The sequence below is a fragment of the Halovibrio salipaludis genome (assembly GCF_002286965.1).
In the GTDB taxonomy this organism is placed as follows: Bacteria; Pseudomonadota; Gammaproteobacteria; order Pseudomonadales; family Oleiphilaceae; genus Halospina; species Halospina salipaludis.
In genome coordinates this window covers 321,933-338,259 of record NZ_NSKD01000002.1, presented here as the reverse complement: position 1 = coordinate 338,259, position 16,327 = coordinate 321,933, and the positions used below count along the sequence as shown (strand labels likewise).

Here is a 16,327-nt window from a genome sequence, read left to right as displayed (position 1 = left end):
AGCGCGAAAACAACCCAGGACCCCAACCCATGACTGAAGCCCCAATCTGGCAACCGTCACAGGAACGAATCCAGAACGCCCGCATCACCCACTACCACAACTGGCTCCAGACCCAGGGCCACCAACCGGGCGACACCTGGCAGAGCCTCCATCAATGGAGCATCGACAACCCCGCGGCATTCTGGGAGACCATCTGGCAATACTTCGACGTCCGCGGCCAGTACCAGGCCCGCCGCATCCTCGAGAACGGCGACCAGATGCCCGGCGCCACTTGGTTCGGCGGCGCACGCCTCAACTTTGCGGAAAACCTCCTGCGCGGGGAACCCGATCGTGTTGCCCTTATCGAGCAACGCGAAGACGGCCGCGGCCGTCAGATGACCTACGGCGAACTGCGTGAACACAGCGCCCGCCTTGCCGGCACCCTCCAGGAACACGGGGTCAGCAAGGGCGACCGCGTCGCCGCCTTCATCACCAACGGCATCGAAGCCATCATCGGCATGCTCGCCACCGCCCGCCTGGGCGCCGTCTGGTCCTCCTGCTCCCCGGACTTCGGCTACCAGGGCGTGCTGGAACGCTTTGGCCAGATCGAGCCCAGGGCCCTGATCGCCGTCAATGGCTACCAGTACAACGGCAAGGCGATTGATACCCGCGAGCGCGTCGAACAGCTCGCGGGCGCACTCCCCAGCCTTGCCGTTCAGATCCGGATCGACAACCAGCCCGACTGCCCCTGGGACGACGCCGCCAACACCGTCGGATGGAAGGACGCCCTGATGGCCGAACCCGCCGCCGGGTTTACCCCCATGGCCTTCGACGACCCGCTCTACATCCTTTACTCCTCCGGCACCACTGGCGCGCCCAAGTGCATCGTCCACGGCGTCGGCGGTACCCTTCTCCAGCATCTCAAGGAGCTTGGCCTGCACACGGACGTAACTCAGGAGGACGTGGTCTTCTACTACACCACCACCGGCTGGATGATGTGGAACTGGCTCGCCAGCACCCTGGCCCTGGGCGCCACCGCGGTCCTCTACGACGGCTCGCCCATGGCCCCCACACCGGAGGTCCTCTGGAACCTGGCCGAGGAACACGGCATTACCGTCTTCGGCGCCAGCGCCAGATACTACGCCGCCTGCGAGAAACAGGGCCTGAAACCCGCCGAGACCCACGGCCTGGACCCGCTGAAGGCGATCCTTTCCACCGGCAGCCCTCTGGCCCATGAAAGCTTTGACTACATCTACCGGGACGTGAAACCGGACGTCTGCCTGTCCTCCATCTCCGGCGGCACGGACATCGTCTCCTGCTTCGCCCTCGGCAACCCGACCCTGCCGGTCTACCGGGGCGAGCTCCAGTGCCTCGGCCTTGGCATGGACGTGGCCATCTATAATGACGAGGGGCAGCCGGTGACCGGGCAGAAAGGCGAGCTGGTGTGCCGCGCGCCTTTTCCCTGCATGCCGGTCGGCTTCTGGAACGACCCCGAGGGCGAGCGTTTCCACAGGGCCTACTTCAACCGCTTCCCCAACACCTGGGCCCACGGGGACTTTGGTGAAATCCGCGAACACCCGGCGACAATGGACACCCCCGCCCGGTGCGGCATGATCATCCACGGCCGGGCGGACGCGGTACTGAACCCGGGTGGGGTGCGCATCGGAACCGCCGAGATCTACCGTCAGGTTGAGAAACTGGATGAGGTCCTGGAATCCATCGCCGTGGGCCAGCAATGGGGTGACGACCAGCGCGTGGTGCTCTTCGTGCGACTCCGCGAGGACATGGCGCTCAACGATGAGCTCTGCGAGCGCCTACGCCACGTCATCCGGGAGAACACCACACCGCGCCATGTGCCCGCGAAAATCATCCAGGTACCGGACATTCCCCGCACGCTCAGCGGCAAGATCGTGGAACTGGCCGTGCGCAACGTGATCCACGGCGAATCCGTGAAGAACCGGGAGGCCCTGGCCAACCCGGACGCGCTGGATCATTTCCGGAACCTGGCGCAGCTGCGGGGCTAGGCGCCCGCAGGCGGCGCATGAGTTGCGCTGAGCGCCTCGCGGGTCTTGTCCGCGATGCCGATACCGGCGCCGGCCATGGCCTGGTAGGTTTCGGAAACGCCGGCCCGCTGCAGCGGTGCCGCCTCGTCGTCATGGAAGGTATTGGCGACAATCGGACCGGTGAACCCCATCTTCCGGAGGTTGCGGGCGGCGATCAGTTTCCCCTCCAGGTGTGGCATGGCCAGGATGACCGCCTGCAGGCCCTTCAGATCCAGCCCCTGCCAGAGTTCGATATCCTCGGCATCCGCGTAGACCACGTTATGGCCCCGGGTGCACTGGTTTGCCACCTTGTCCGGATCCGCGTCCATGCCTACGACGGTGAGCCCACCGGCGCCAACGGCGGTGTAGGCCGCCTGGCCGGTGCGTCCCATCCCGACAATCAGGATGTCCGCCTGGCCCAGTGACAGTGGTTGCTGGTCCGGGTGATCACTGGACCGCTCGAACCGCCTCAGCCAGGGCTCCATCCGGTCAAACAGCGGATGCGCGATGCGGTTGAGCGGTGCCGCCACCAGGAAGGAGACCGCGACCGTAATCGCGAGGGGCACCAGCCAGGCCTCAAGAACACCGGCGGCCACAATCAGCCCGAACTCGCTGTAGCTCATCAGGCTGAGCGCCCCCAGAAAGGCATTGCGGCTGCGCAGGCGGAAAAGGATGAGGAGGAAGAAGAACAGGATGCCCTTGAGGGGCAGCAACAGCGCCATGCCGAGGGCGAACAGCAGCGCCTGCTGGTCCGGAAGACCCGACATACCGATCTGCAGGAAAAACCCGACCAGAAGGATTTCCTTCAGCCCCCACAGGGAATGGGACAGTTCCTGGGCCCTGGGATGATTCGCCAGCAGGACGCCCATGGCCAGGGCGCCCACTTCCGGACTGAGTCCCACCACTTCAAAACCATAGCCCCCGACAGCAACCGCCAGGACCACGCCCATCAGGACCAGCAGCTCCTCGTGCCCGGCCACGTCCATAAGCCAGTGCATGACAGGGCGCAGAAGCGGCAGTGCCAGCACTACCAGGGCCCAGGGCGAGGGTGTCTGCCCGCCGGCCACGCTCAGCACCACAAGAGCAATGAGGTCCTGCAGGATGAGAATGCCGATAGCCACGCGCCCGTGGAAGGAGCGGAGCTCCCCCTTGGCCTCCAGCACCTTGGCCGCCAGCACGGTACTGGAGAACGCCAGCGCGGTCGCCAGCAGCAGCGCATTCGCGGTGCTGATCTCCAGAAGACAGAGAATCCCTGTCCCCAGGATGCCGACACTGATCATGAAATGCAGGATGGCGCCACCCACCACGGCCGGCTCCATCAGATGCCGGAGCTTGAGCTTCAGCCCGACCGAGAACAGCAGCATGAGGACGCCGAGATGCGCCACATGATCCAGGAACGGCCCGGCCTGGGGCGGCAGGCCAAAAAACGGTCCCCAGGCGTTGAGGGCGAAGCCGGCCGCGAGAAACCCAACCAGAGGCGGCAGGCCGACCTGACGCACAACGAGCCCGAAAACAAACGCAAATGAAAGAGAGACAACTTCGATTAACATTGGCTAGGCTGTGTCCTGATTATCACGGACGCGGGCTTCGGGTACCGCACTCAAAGGCGCGATTGTAGCATTGATGGCTGGATCCTAGCGGAGACTGTTGCATGGAAATCTACCAGGAGTTCACGTTACTGCTGTTGATCGCCGTGGTTGTGGGCTATTTTTCCATGCTCCTGCGCCAGCCGCTGCTTATTGCGTATCTGGCGGTCGGTATCATTGTCGGCCCGAGCGTACTGGGCATTGTCTCCGCCCACACCCAGATTGATCTCCTCGCCCACTGGGGCATCACCATTCTGCTGTTCGTCGTCGGCCTCAAGCTGGATCTCAGGATTGTGCGTTCCCTGGGGCCTGTGGCCCTGGCCACGGGACTGGGTCAGCTTGCATTCACCATCCTGATCGGTTTCGGTCTGACGCTTCTGCTCGGCTTTTCCCCGATCGATGCGCTCTATATCGCCATCGCCCTGACCTTTTCCAGCACCATCATCATCGTCAAGCTCCTTTCCGACAAAGGCGAGCTGGAATCCCTGCATGGCCGCATCGCCATGGGCTTCCTGATCGTCCAGGACATCGCGGTTGTTCTCGCCATGCTGGGCCTTAACCTCACCATCCCCACCGCGGATGACCAGCTTATCCCGCCGCTTCAGGGCCTTGGCATCAGCGTGGTGTTCATGGTGGTCGTACTGCCACTGCTGATGCGGTATGTGATTCCGGGGCTGATGCGCAGCCTGGCCCGCTCGGTCGAGATGCTGATGCTGTTCGCCATCGCGTGGGGGACCATGCTTGCGGCGGGAGCGGACATCCTCGGGCTTTCAAAGGAAGTCGGGGCGTTCATTGCCGGCTTCTCCCTGGCCAACACGGCCGTCAAGGACGTGATCACAAGCCGGCTGACGAGCCTGCGGGACTTCCTGCTCCTGTTCTTTTTCATCTACATGGGTGAACAGCTCAACCTGAGCCTTATTGGAGACAACCTCTTTCCTGCCCTGGTTCTCTCCCTGTTCGTTCTGATCGGCAATCCCCTGATCGTCATGGCCATTATGGGAGGCATGGGGTATCGGCGTCGTACTGGGTTCAAGGCGGGGCTGACCGTGGCTCAGATCAGCGAGTTCTCGATCATCTTCATAACCATGGGGCTGGGCCTCGGTCATATCGGCGATAACGTGCTCGGTGTGGTCACGCTGGTCGGTATCGTGACCATCACGACCTCAACCTACATGATTCTTTACTCCGAGCAGCTTTTTGAGCGGGTTCGAGGGTGGCTCTCGCCGTTCGAGCGTACTCTGACCTACCGTGAACTCGACGACTATACACAGGGGCAGGCGGCTCCGATCATCATCATTGGACTGGGACGTCTGGGGCGACGCATTGCCGGCCAGCTCATCGAACGCGGGGAAGACGTCATTGGTGTTGATATTGATCCGGGACGGGTCGAACGGGCCCAGACCGAGGGGATACATGCCGTCTTTGGTGACGCGGAGGATATTGAGTTCCTCTCCCATCTGCCGGTCCACACCGCGAAGTGGGTCGTCAGCACACTACCCCGGCGCGAAGTGAACGAAATCCTGATGCAGGGGCTTGCTTTGTTTGCAAGATCCGGGCGCATCGCCATTGCCAGCTTCCGGGAAGATGACGAAATCCACTGGAAACACAGAAACGTGGACCTGATTCTTCACCCGTATCGTGAAGCTGCGGAGCAGGCAGTCACACAGATTACGCCCTGACCGCTACAGCCAGTCAGCGCCAGAAACGCTGCATCTGAAGAAAGGTAACGGAGGCGGACCAGGTGATCAGCATGAAGCCGATCAGCGCCTCCACGCCAAAGATGAAACGGATGGGGCCAACTGGATAAACCTCTCCATACCCCAGCGTGGTATAGGTCACGGCGGAAAAGTAGATGTAGTCCATCACGCCGGACACATGGCCTCCGGTGACAGAACCCGCACCCTCAATCTGCGCCAGCGTCCAGGACACCAATCCGAACAGCCAGATCTCGATGACGTGGGCTACAAAAAGCCCCAGCACCATCAGGACCATACATGAGGACTGGTGGAGACTGGTGCCATCAAAGCGCCGCATGAGCGCCGTAGCGGCCATACAGTGGAGAACGACCGAGGCAATCAGCGCAACGAGTGTTGCAGCGACAGCGATTGCGTGCGTCTGCGTCAGCATGAGTCCATTTTTCGGATCGTCATAAACAGAAAAGCCGCACCCCGTAGGGTACGGCTTTCATCATAGCCTGATACGGGCGTTCCGTCAGACCACTTTCTTGAGTTCTTCCTCAAGCTGCGGTACCGCATCGAACAGGTCCGCTACAAGGCCGTAGTCCGCCACCTGGAAAATGGGCGCGTCCTCGTCCTTGTTGATGGCCACGATGAACTTGGAATCGCCCATGCCGGCCAGGTGCTGGATGGCACCGGAAATGCCGACGGCGATGTAGAGGTTCGGAGCCACGATCTTGCCGGTCTGGCCGACCTGCATATCGTTCGGTACGAAACCTGCGTCCACCGCGGCACGGGATGCGCCGATGGCGGCGCCCAGAACGTCCGCGACAGACTCCAGCATCTTGAAGTTGTCGCCATTCTGCATGCCGCGACCACCGGAGATGACCACGTCGGCAGCTGCCAGATCCGGACGATCGGACTCGGCCAGCTCTTCGCTGACGAACTCGGAAAGGCCGGCGTCGTGCGCTGAATCCACGGATTCAACCGAAGCGGAACCGCCCTCGGCTGCAACCGGGTCAAAGCTGGTGGTCCGAACGGTGATCACCTTGACGCTGTCGCTGGACTGCACAGTCGCAATCGCGTTACCGGCGTAGATCGGGCGAACGAAGGTGTCCTCGGACTGCACGCCCATGATGTCGGAAACCTGGGCAACGTCGAGCATTGCGGCAACGCGCGGCATGGTGTCCTTGCCAACGGAGCCGGCGGATGCCATGAGGTGACTGTAGCCCTTGCCAATTTCGGCGATCAGCAGGCTCAGGTTCTCCGCCAGGTCGTGCCCGTAAGCGTCATTATCCGCCGCGAGAACCTTGTTCACGCCGTCAGCCTTGGCGGCCTGCTCGGCAACACCACCAATATCCTTGCCGGCAACGAGAACGTCGATGTCGCCACCGATGGCCTTAGCTGCTGCGATGACGCTCAGAGTGGAACCGGCCAGCTCACCCTTGTTGTGATCTGCAATAACCAGTGTACTCATTTAAATCACCTTCGCTTCGTTCTTCAGTTTGTCGACCAGCTCCTCAACGCTCTCGACCTTGATGCCGGGCTGACGCGGCTGCGGCTCCTCGACTTTGAGGGTCTTGAGGCGCGGCGCCACGTCAACGCCCAGATCGGCGGGGCTGACGGTTTCGAGCGGCTTCTTCTTGGCCTTCATGATGTTGGGGAGCGAAGCGTAGCGCGGTTCGTTCAGGCGCAGATCCGTGGTAACCACGGCCGGCAGGTTCAGGGAAACGGTCATCAGGCCGCCGTCGATTTCACGGGTCACCTTGACCTTCTCACCTTCCACCTCGACCTCAGAGGCAAAGGTGCCCTGGGGCATCCCGGCCAGCTGGGCCAGCATCTGGCCGGTCTGGTTGTTGTCGGTGTCGATGGACTGCTTGCCCATGATCACCAGGTTCGGCTCTTCCTTGTCCACGACGGCCTTGAGCATCTTGGCCGCATCCAGGGACTGGACGTCTTCGTCCGTCTCAACCTGGATGGCGCGGTCAGCACCCAGTGCCAGCGCGGTGCGCAGCTGCTCCTGGCTGACCTTGGGGCCGATGGTCACGGCGACAATCTCGGTGGCAACGCCCTTCTCCTTGAGACGGACCGCTTCCTCAACGGCGATCTCACAGAAGGGGTTCATTGCCATCTTGACGTTGGACAGGTCCACGCCGGTGTTATCCGGCTTGACGCGAACCTTGACGTTGTAGTCAATCACTCGTTTTACAGCGACCAGAACCTTCATAGATTCCTCGTTTCCTGCCATGGGTTTAGAATGTTCATGCGGCGGGCGTCCCCGGCAAAAGCGCCCTAATACTGACGACAAAACCACAGGGGGTCAATAGCTCCAGGGACGGGATGCCATTGTTCAATGTCATTCAAACAAACGTTTGTTTGATTTCCATGATGATATATCCTGTGGCAACGTAAAGCCACAGATTGCCCATTGGAAATCCTGAGGAGACTATCGTGGAACGCGAATCGATGGAGTTTGACGTCCTGATCGTGGGGGCGGGCCCTGCTGGACTCTCGGCTGCCTGCCGTATCCAGCAGCTGGCCAACGAGGCGGAGCAGGAACTGACCGTCTGTGTTGTCGAGAAGGGATCCGAGGTCGGTGCCCACATCATCGCCGGCACCGTTTTCGAGCCGACCAGCCTCAATGAGCTCTTCCCCGACTGGAAGGAGCGCGGTGCGCCGCTGAACACGCCGGTCACCCGGGATGACATCTACTTCCTGCGCGGCGCCGACAGCGCCCGCAAGGCGCCCAACGCCTTTGTGCCGAAGAACATGCACAACCACGGCAACTACATCATCAGCCTGGCCAACCTGTGCCGCTGGCTGGGTGAGCAGGCCGAGCAGCTGGGCGTCGAGATCTACCCGGGGTTCCCGGCCGCCGAGGTCCTGTACGAGGATGGCGTGGTCAAGGGCATCCTCACCGGTGAATTCGGCGTCGACGCCGAGGGCAACCACAAGGACGGCTACATGCCGCCCATGGAGCTGCGGGCGAAATACACCCTGTTCAGCGAGGGCTGCCGGGGGCACCTGGGCAAGGACCTGCTGCAGCAGTTCAACCTGGACGAGGGCAAGGACCCGCAGCACTACGGCCTTGGCATCAAGGAGCTGTGGGACATCGACCCGGCCAACCACGAACCCGGGCTGGTGGTGCACACCGCCGGCTGGCCGCTGTCCGAGAGCGGCTCCACAGGGGGTGGGTTCCTGTACCACCTGGAAAACGGCCAGGTCTATGTCGGCCTGATCACGGATCTGTCCTACTCCAACCCCTATGTCTCGCCGTTTGAGGAATTCCAGCGGATGAAGACCCATCCGACCATCAAGCAGCACCTGGAAGGCGGCAAGCGCGTGGCCTACGGGGCGCGAGCCATCACCAAGGGCGGCTACAACAGCCTGCCCCGGATGCACTTCCCCGGTGGCCTGCTTCTCGGGTGTGACGCGGGCACGCTGAACTCGTCCAAGATCAAGGGCTCGCATACCGCCATGAAGTCCGGGATGCTCGGCGCCGAGGCGGTGTTCGAGGCAATCCAGAAGGGCTCCGAAGGCGGCGAGGACCTGGCCGGCTTTGCGGAGAAGTTCGAGAACAGCTGGCTCTACCGGGAACTGTTCGCCGAGCGTAACTTCAGCCCCGCCATGCACAAGTTCGGCACCGTCATCGGCGGCGGCATCGCCTTCCTGGAGCAGAACATCCTGCGCCGGCCGCTGCCGATCACCTTCCACGACACCACGCCGGATCACGCGGCGCTTAAGCCGGCCTCTGAGTGTTCGAAGATCGACTACCCGAAGCCGGACAACAAGCTGACCTTCGACCGGCTGTCCTCGGCGTTCATGTCGAACACCAATCATGAAGAGGACCAGCCCTGCCACCTGAAGCTCAAGGATCCGGAGGTGCCCATCCGGGACAACCTGCCGACCTACGACGAGCCGGCGCAGCGCTACTGCCCGGTGGGCGTGTACGAGGTGGTGGATGCCGAGGACGGCAGCGGCAAGAAGTTCCAGATCAACGCGCAGAACTGCATCCACTGCAAGACCTGCGACATCAAGGACCCGGCCCAGAACATCCAGTGGGTGGTTCCGGAAGGGGGCGGCGGCCCCAACTATCCGAATATGTAAGGGGTAGGTACAAAAAAAGGCGACCCGCGGGTCGCCTTTTTTTATGTCCGTTGCACTGAAAACGCTGCTGATTCAGTGCATGGAGAAAGACTCAGTGCACGTGGCCGTGCTCTTTCTCTTCGTCGGACGGCTCACGCGTATCAACCACCTCAACATCGAAGTGCAGACGCTGGCCGGCGAGCGGATGGTTGGCATCGATGGTCACGGTCTCATCCTCAACGGATACCACGCGTACGATCTGCGGGCCGCCGGGCGTTTCCGCCTGGAACTGCATGCCGGGCTCGACCTTCTCAACGCCCTCAAAAGCGGAACTCGGGACGGGCTGGACCAGCTCTTCGCGGACTTCGCCGTAAGCGTTCTCCGGATCCAGGGATACCTGGGCTTCGTCACCCTGGGCCTTGTCGGTCAGTGCTTCTTCCAGGCCACTGATGATGTTCTGGGCCCCTTCCAGATAGCTGAGCGGCTCACGCTCGCGGGAAGAATCCAGAACCTCACCCTCGTCGTTCTTGAGGGTGTAGTGGATGCTGACGACACGGGATTCGGTCATGTTGACTCCTTGCGTATAGGACAGAAACGTCGTAATAACAATAGTGCGGTGGATCGAAAGTGTTGCTGAACAGCGGCCTGTACAGAGGGACTTACGACGATCCGGGACGCAAGGGTGCTGCTCAATACAGGCACCCATACTCCATGATAGAAAATAATGGCGGCTTTGAAAACCGTGATCAGCCGATCCGGCCCAGGGAAAAGAAGCTGCCCTGACTGACCACCCCAACGTGGGTTGCGCCGTTGATGGCCCGCTCCTCCGCCAGTTCCGTGAGGTGGTAGAAGGCACTGCGCTCGATCCGTGCCTGGAGCCCGCGCCGTACCATCACATAGGGCTGTGGTTCGCCGCTTTTCTCATCCGTTCGGACGATCAGCGGGTGCGAGTCACCGATCGGGAAGCAGTCCTCCACATCCGTATGCAGCCAGAGAACGCGACCGTCACCCTCGCCTTCCTGCTCAACGCTGTGCGCGAGGAAGGGAACGTCCTCAACCTGGATGCGATACTTCTCGTGCGGCGTGAGAAGATAGTAATAACCATCTGATTCACGGCGCATGATGGAGGCGAAAAGTCGGCGCAGCGCCAGCCGTTCGATTTCACGGCCCTGATAGAACCAGCGGCCATTGCGGTTGATGAACAGTTCCAGGTCGTCCGTGAACGGCGGATCCCACTGATCCACCGGCGGGCCCTTTCCGGTTGTATCGTACTGGGCGACGTGTTCGAATTGTCGGGCCAGTTCCGCCTGGGAATCGGGTTCCCCCATCTGCAGCCCTCCGGCGCAATCAGTGCATGGAACAGGTTCGATACTAGCGGTGCGAGCCCTCCCCTTCAATGACGGACATGACGGAGACGGAGCATGACGGAGCGTTTTTCAGCCACGCAGCTGCTGAGTGAATTCCCGCTTGAGTCGGGGCTTGCCTATCTCAACCACGCGGCCGTGGCGCCCTGGCCGCGGCGTGCCAGTGATGCCGTTGCCCGCTTCGCCCATGAGAACAGCCACCTGGGGGCCACTCACTATCCCCAGTGGCTCACTGTTGAGGACCAGCTCAGGCACAACCTGGCCCGGCTGATCAATGCACCGTCCGCGCAGGACATCGCCCTGTGCAAGAACACCTCCGAAGCGCTTTCCATGGTTGCGGCTGGCCTGGACTGGCATGAAGGGGATGAAATCATCATCACGAGCCAGGAATTCCCCTCCAACCGGATTGTGTGGGAATCCCTTGTAAGCCGTGGCGTCAGCATACGGGTGGCGGATATCGACCGCCAGGACGTCACGCCGGAAGGCGCGATTGAGGATCTGATCACTGACAGAACCCGCCTGATGTCGGTCAGCTCAGTCCAGTACGGCACCGGCCTGCGCCTTGACGCCGCCCATCTGGGCGCGCTCTGTGACAGCCATGGCATCCTGTTCTGCCTGGACGCCATCCAGAGCGCCGGAGCCGAGCCGCTGGATGTCCAGGCCACGGGCGCCCATTTCGCCATGGCGGATGGCCACAAGTGGATGCTGGGACCCGAGGGACTGGCGTTTTTCTATGTGGCACCGGAATGGCGGGATTCACTGAAACTCTATGAATACGGCTGGCACATGGTCGCGGAGCCCGGCAACTTCGACCGCAAGGGCTGGGCTCCGGCTCCGGACGCCCGCCGCTTTGAGTGCGGCAGCCCCAACCTGCTCGCAGCCCATGCCCTTGAGGCCAGCACCGGTCTGCTGCTTGAAGTGGGGCTGGATCAGGTCAGGAGTCTGATTGACCAGCGTGTGAGCCGCCTGGCGAGCGGCCTGGAGAGCATCAAGGGCGTCACCCCTGTAACGCCCCGGGAGCCACAGCGCCGGCTTGGCATCTACACCGTACAGGTCGATGGGCTGGACAACCGCCATCTCTGTGACCGGCTGGCCCAGCAACGGGTTATCAGCGCCAGCCGCGGCGGCGGGGTACGGTTCTCACCGCACTTCTATACCCCCTACGCCGCACTGGAGCAGGCACTGGACACCCTGGAACGCCTCGTGCGCCAGGGCTGATCAGATGGCGGAACCCTCGCCCTGGCGGGGCAGGATGAATTCCACGTCGCTGTTCTGGGTGGCATTCATGAGCGCGCCCACCACATCGGTGATGGAAGCTCCCCGGTAAAGGATCTGGTAGAGCCCCCGTACCAGGGGCATGTAGACGTCCAGCTCGATGGCCTTTTCGTGGACCAGTTCCAGGGTCCGCACCCCCTCTGCCACCTGCCCCAGTTCCGTCACGGCCTCATCCAGGGTACTGCCCCGCCCGACGGCATAGCCGACCCGGTAATTGCGGCTCAGACTGGAGCTGCACGTTACGATCAGGTCGCCGACGCCGGCCAGTCCCAGGAACGTCATGGGGTTGGCGCCCATGCTCACGGCAAAGCGGCTCATCTCCGCCAGACTGCGGGTAATCAGCATGGACTTGGTGTTCTCCCCCATGCCCCTGGCGTCGGCCAGGCCGGAGACCACCGCGTAGATGTTCTTGAGTGCCCCGCCAAGCTCAACACCGTACACATCCAGGTTGGCATAGATCCGGAAATAGGCGTTCCCCAGGGCCTGCTGGACACGCTCCCGCAGCTCCCGGTCCTCGGAAGCGATCACGGAGGCGGTAATCTCATGCTGGACGAGTTCGCCAGCCAAGTTGGGCCCGCTCAGGACCCCCACCCGGGTGCCGGGCAGTTCCTCCTTCAGTACCTGGCTCATGAGCCGGAAACCGTCGCGCTCAATCCCCTTGGTGAGGCTGACCACCATCTGCTGGTCGCGGAAATGGCCGGCAGCGCTTCGGATCACATCACGGAAGACCTTGCTTGGCAGCGCCACGAACACCAGCTCCGCCTGCTCGATGGCGCCCCCCATGTCCGTGGTGGGCTCAACCAGGGCGTTGAGCTCGAGTTCCGGGAAATACTGGTGGTTGATGCGGGTCCGGCGGATGGCCTCTGCCTGCTCGGCACTGCGCATCCAGAGTCGGACGGGATGCCCGTTCTCGGCCAGTACCTGGGCCATGGCGGTGCCGAAACTGCCACCACCCAACACAGTGGTCTGAATCGCGTTCTCCATGAAGCGGGCTTATTCGGTTTGTTCAGATGGGTTCAGGGGGCTTCGCATTCCAGGGCACGCACCAGATTCTGGAACTGTTCCTGATTATGACGGTTCATGCTCATCAGGGTTCGGTGCGCATCCAGGACCTTGTCCCGCACTTCCTGCTCACTGGCGCGCATGAGCGGAATCTCCTCGAGTTCCTGGGGATCCCGTGCCGGTTCGCGCACGATCAGGAAGATGCGGTCGAAACCCATGGAATGGATGATGCGGGTGACGTCAGGGTTGGTGGTGATCAGCGTGGGCAGGAAGTGACTGCGTTCCTCGGAGGCCATGGCGATTTTGGCCAGCAGCCCGAGTGTCGTGCTGTCGATCACTTCCGTCTCGGTGAGATCCACCACCACAGTCCGGAACTCGGGGTTTCCGAACATGTCATCAATGATCTGGTCCAGCGTTGAGCAAAGATTGAGACGTACTTCTCCGATGAACTTGAGTACGTAAATACCCCGCTCCTGAGCCTGCAGAATCTTGCAATCACTCATCAGCAGCACGTCCGTCGGTCACCGTCACTATGGCAATGTCATCGGGAAGTTCGTCCATTGCCGCGATCTGTAACGACTCACTGAGTCTTTCGACAGTGTGACGTCCAGATTGCACGAGTTCAAGTAACCGTTTTTCCTTCTCGTCCAGGCTGGGGGCATCGATCACTTCAAGAATGCCGTCCGAGAACAGGATCAGCCGGAATCCCGGGTTCAGCCGCTCACTGTAATGGACCCAGTCAGGCTCATTGAACAGCCCCACGGGGAGGCCACTGCCCTCAAGGAAACGTGCCCCATTCCCATCCAGGAGGATCGGCATGGGGAAGTGCCCGCCTACGGAATAGCGCAGTTCACGGGCCTGGGTGTCCACCAGGCCCACAAAGAGGGTCACGTGTTTACCGAGGCCGGTTTCCAGAAGTTCATGATTGACCCGCTGCAGGAACCGCTCCGGATCCAGGATATCCTCACTGGAGCCGCGCCGCAGATTGCGCTGGAGCCGGTTGGTGAGGTTTTTGAGCAGCACCGTCACGAAGGCACTGCTGGCCCCGTGCCCGGACACATCGGCGATGTAGACCAGACTCAGGTGTTCATCAAGCTTCATGTAATCCAGGAAGTCACCGCTGAGATACAGCGATGGTTGGATGCAGTGCGTCATGTGCACCCCGGCCATTGACTGGTCCGGGTCGGGGAGCATCTTCATCTGCACCTTGCGCCCCGCACTCTGGTCCGCGCGCAGTTCGGAGATCCCCTCGCGCAGGTTCAGATTCTTGCGCTCCAGTTCCTCGCGGTAGACCTCGTTGAGCCGGGCCACCCGTACCCGCTCAAAAAGCTTGGCCAGCGCGTCGTCCACGGCACTCTTGTCCTTCAGGGGCTTGAGCACCACTTCCGAGGCCCCTGCCCGCAGGACAGCAACCACCTCATCCGCTGTGCTGGCGCCACTCAGTGCGATCACGGGCGCCTCCACCCCGCCGCTTGTGGCCTCGCGCGCAAGATCGCTGATGTGGGCGGGTGACAAATCGGCAAAGACCAGATCCGGTGGGGTCGCACTCAGACTGGCAACCCCCTCCATCAGGCTTTCACAGGCGGTCACGTAATACCCACGGACCTGAAGGTGGCGGCACAGCTCATTGCGGCTGCCGGCCTCCGGGTCAATGATGAGAATGTGTTCCGTGCGGGTGGCCATGGGCACCGCTCCCAAAGACAGCGAATATCCCGCCCGGCGCGGCGGTACGCGGGCGCGGCTGATGTGCTAGAGTCTGGCCCTGTTGCGCAACTTAGGCAAGCGGAAAGCCCGATGACGCGAAGTGCCCTGGATGACCTGCTCGGTGCCTACGACAAGCTGATCATGGACCCTGTCCATGGTGGCATACGGCTCCACCGCCATGAGGTGGACGTCATTGACCACCGTCTTTTCCAGCGCCTGCGCAACATCTGCCAGAATGACATTCTGAGTCTGGTTTTCCCCGGCGCCACCCACTCACGCTTCCTGCACAGTATTGGTGTGATGCACGTGGGCGACCGGATGTTCCGCGCCATGATGGACGCCTACCTGCGGGAACGCCAGCTCAGCCGGCATCCCGAACTGACGTTCGAGCAGCTGGATGCGATCGACTACATGGCCAAGGTCATCCGTCTGGCCTGCCTGCTCCACGACAGTGGTCATTCCAGTTTCTCGCACCAGTTCAACCAGGCCGACCGCATCCAGCAGCTGATGCAGGCTCCGGGGCGCTTTGACCAGCTCTGGGCGGGCATCGATGCGAGCACCTTCTATCCTGAACTGCCGGACGTACTGGAGCACGAGCACTACTCGGTGCGCATTGCCTGGGAAGTGCTCTCGGATATGGACCTGCCGGGACGTTCCGGCATTGAGATCCAGGATGTGCTCGGCGTCATGGAGACCACCGAGCCCGCACCCAGCGAACGTTTCCAGCAGCATGCCCACACCTTCTGGGCCTTTATAGCCGGCCCGGACGCCCACGCAGGCGCCCTTGAGACCAGCGCGGTTCCCCGCCTGGTGATGGATCTGCTCTCCTCGGTGGTGTCCGGCGAGATCGATGCCGACCGCGCCGACTACATGCTGCGGGACGGCTTCCATTCCTCGGTGACCATCGGTGGTTTCAACCTGGATCACCTCCTGAACAACCTGCGCTTCGGCTGGAGCCTGGACTCCCCCTGGCTGGGGCTGGCTGTCACGCAGAAAGGGCTGGGGGCACTGGAGGACTTCGTCTATTCCCGCTACCAGATGTATCGCAAGGTCTATGCCCACAAGACGGCGCTGGGCTTTGACTGGCTGCTGCGCGAAGCCATCAACGAAGTGCTCGAGGACAGCGACGTACTCGATTGGGTGGACGACTGTCTCGGCGACATCCGCAACTTCGCGGACATCACGGACACCTTTTTCTGGGAAGCCTTCCGGCGCAAGGCCCGCGCCAACCCAGCCAGCTGCTCACGCTGTGTGGTGGACCGGATCCGTCTCAAGCACGTGGATACCCGGGAGGGGCTGGATCCCGAGGCCATTGAGGCCCACCGTCATTATCTATCCAGTGCCCTTGAAGCCCCGGTCCAGGAGATTGTGACCTGCACCATGCATGCCCGTTTCTCCCACATCCGTGACCATTTCGACGGCATCCAGGTCCTTGCGCGTGATGCGGTGACCGGCAGGCGCCACCTGGAGCGCATCACGGACATGTCCACCTTCTTCCAGAAGTTCGCTGACAGCACCATCGTGCATTTCTACAGACTGCCCGAGCCTCTCCGGGCATGATTGATTCTCCCAATCCCCCCCTATTGCCCCACCCTCCTGCCGCGTATCTGATC

Annotated in this window: 14 protein-coding genes; 5 read left to right on the top strand and 9 right to left on the bottom strand. The window is 61.9% G+C overall.

The genetic code is table 11. The features are described 5' to 3' along the window. Window positions 1–29: 29 nt before the first annotated feature. Window positions 30–2,003, top strand: a complete 1,974-nt coding sequence (locus CK501_RS06285) for an acetoacetate--CoA ligase (protein WP_095616892.1) — start codon at window positions 30–32, stop codon at window positions 2,001–2,003. Here the strand turns inward: CK501_RS06285 and CK501_RS06280 are convergent. Next, window positions 2,000–3,571: a cation:proton antiporter family protein gene (locus CK501_RS06280; protein ID WP_095616891.1), complete on the bottom strand. Its 1,572-nt coding sequence runs from the start codon at window positions 3,569–3,571 to the stop codon at window positions 2,000–2,002. The genes CK501_RS06285 and CK501_RS06280 overlap by 4 nt on opposite strands. A gap of 101 nt (window positions 3,572–3,672) precedes the next feature. Between CK501_RS06280 and CK501_RS06275 the strand changes: the two genes are divergently transcribed. Beyond that, window positions 3,673–5,286 carry a cation:proton antiporter gene (locus CK501_RS06275; RefSeq protein ID WP_095616890.1) on the top strand — a complete coding sequence of 538 codons (1,614 nt, stop codon included), beginning with the start codon at window positions 3,673–3,675 and terminating at the stop codon, window positions 5,284–5,286. 13 nt (window positions 5,287–5,299) lie between these two features. Here CK501_RS06275 and CK501_RS06270 read toward each other — a convergent pair whose 3' ends face one another. From CK501_RS06270 to CK501_RS06260, 3 genes are all read right to left on the bottom strand, one after another. Then, window positions 5,300–5,734, bottom strand: coding sequence for a potassium channel family protein (locus tag CK501_RS06270; protein WP_095616889.1), 435 nt, complete (start codon window positions 5,732–5,734; stop codon window positions 5,300–5,302). Window positions 5,735–5,818: 84 nt separating this feature from the next. Further along, window positions 5,819–6,760: an electron transfer flavoprotein subunit alpha/FixB family protein gene (locus tag CK501_RS06265; RefSeq protein WP_095616888.1), complete on the bottom strand. Its 942-nt coding sequence runs from the start codon at window positions 6,758–6,760 to the stop codon at window positions 5,819–5,821. After that, window positions 6,761–7,510 (bottom strand): electron transfer flavoprotein subunit beta/FixA family protein, encoded by a 750-nt coding sequence (locus tag CK501_RS06260; RefSeq protein ID WP_095616887.1) that lies wholly within the window; start codon window positions 7,508–7,510, stop codon window positions 6,761–6,763. 239 nt (window positions 7,511–7,749) lie between these two features. Here CK501_RS06260 and CK501_RS06255 point away from each other — a divergent pair, with 239 nt between their 5' ends. Next, window positions 7,750–9,390 (top strand): electron transfer flavoprotein-ubiquinone oxidoreductase, encoded by a 1,641-nt coding sequence (locus CK501_RS06255; RefSeq protein ID WP_269844185.1) that lies wholly within the window; start codon window positions 7,750–7,752, stop codon window positions 9,388–9,390. Window positions 9,391–9,481: 91 nt separating this feature from the next. Here CK501_RS06255 and CK501_RS06250 read toward each other — a convergent pair whose 3' ends face one another. Together CK501_RS06250 and CK501_RS06245 are read right to left on the bottom strand one after the other, a co-directional pair. Further along, the gene (locus CK501_RS06250) at window positions 9,482–9,937 is read right to left on the bottom strand and encodes an FKBP-type peptidyl-prolyl cis-trans isomerase (protein ID WP_095616885.1); all 456 of its coding nucleotides are present in this window, start codon (window positions 9,935–9,937) and stop codon (window positions 9,482–9,484) included. Between the two features lie 178 nt (window positions 9,938–10,115). Then, complete coding sequence (locus CK501_RS06245) at window positions 10,116–10,697, bottom strand: DUF1285 domain-containing protein (protein WP_095616884.1); 582 nt, start codon at window positions 10,695–10,697, stop codon at window positions 10,116–10,118. Window positions 10,698–10,790: 93 nt separating this feature from the next. Between CK501_RS06245 and CK501_RS06240 the strand changes: the two genes are divergently transcribed. Next, the gene (locus CK501_RS06240; RefSeq protein ID WP_095616883.1) at window positions 10,791–11,951 is read left to right on the top strand and encodes an aminotransferase class V-fold PLP-dependent enzyme; all 1,161 of its coding nucleotides are present in this window, start codon (window positions 10,791–10,793) and stop codon (window positions 11,949–11,951) included. Here CK501_RS06240 and CK501_RS06235 read toward each other — a convergent pair whose 3' ends face one another. The 3 genes from CK501_RS06235 to CK501_RS06225 are packed head-to-tail and all read right to left on the bottom strand — an operon-like array spanning window position 11,952 to window position 14,693. Continuing rightward, entirely contained in the window at window positions 11,952–12,992 is a 1,041-nt protein-coding gene (locus tag CK501_RS06235; protein WP_095616882.1) for an NAD(P)H-dependent glycerol-3-phosphate dehydrogenase, read from the bottom strand. It abuts the gene before it with no gap. Between the two features lie 32 nt (window positions 12,993–13,024). Continuing rightward, a complete protein-coding gene (locus CK501_RS06230) occupies window positions 13,025–13,513 on the bottom strand; it encodes an STAS domain-containing protein (RefSeq protein ID WP_095616881.1) in 489 nt (162 codons plus the stop codon). Further along, window positions 13,506–14,693, bottom strand: a complete 1,188-nt coding sequence (locus CK501_RS06225) for a SpoIIE family protein phosphatase (protein ID WP_095616880.1) — start codon at window positions 14,691–14,693, stop codon at window positions 13,506–13,508. Before CK501_RS06225 ends, CK501_RS06230 begins: the two co-directional genes overlap by 8 nt. 111 nt (window positions 14,694–14,804) lie before the next feature. Here CK501_RS06225 and CK501_RS06220 point away from each other — a divergent pair, with 111 nt between their 5' ends. Next, the gene (locus CK501_RS06220) at window positions 14,805–16,274 is read left to right on the top strand and encodes an HD domain-containing protein (protein WP_095616879.1); all 1,470 of its coding nucleotides are present in this window, start codon (window positions 14,805–14,807) and stop codon (window positions 16,272–16,274) included. Window positions 16,275–16,327: the final 53 nt, after the last annotated feature.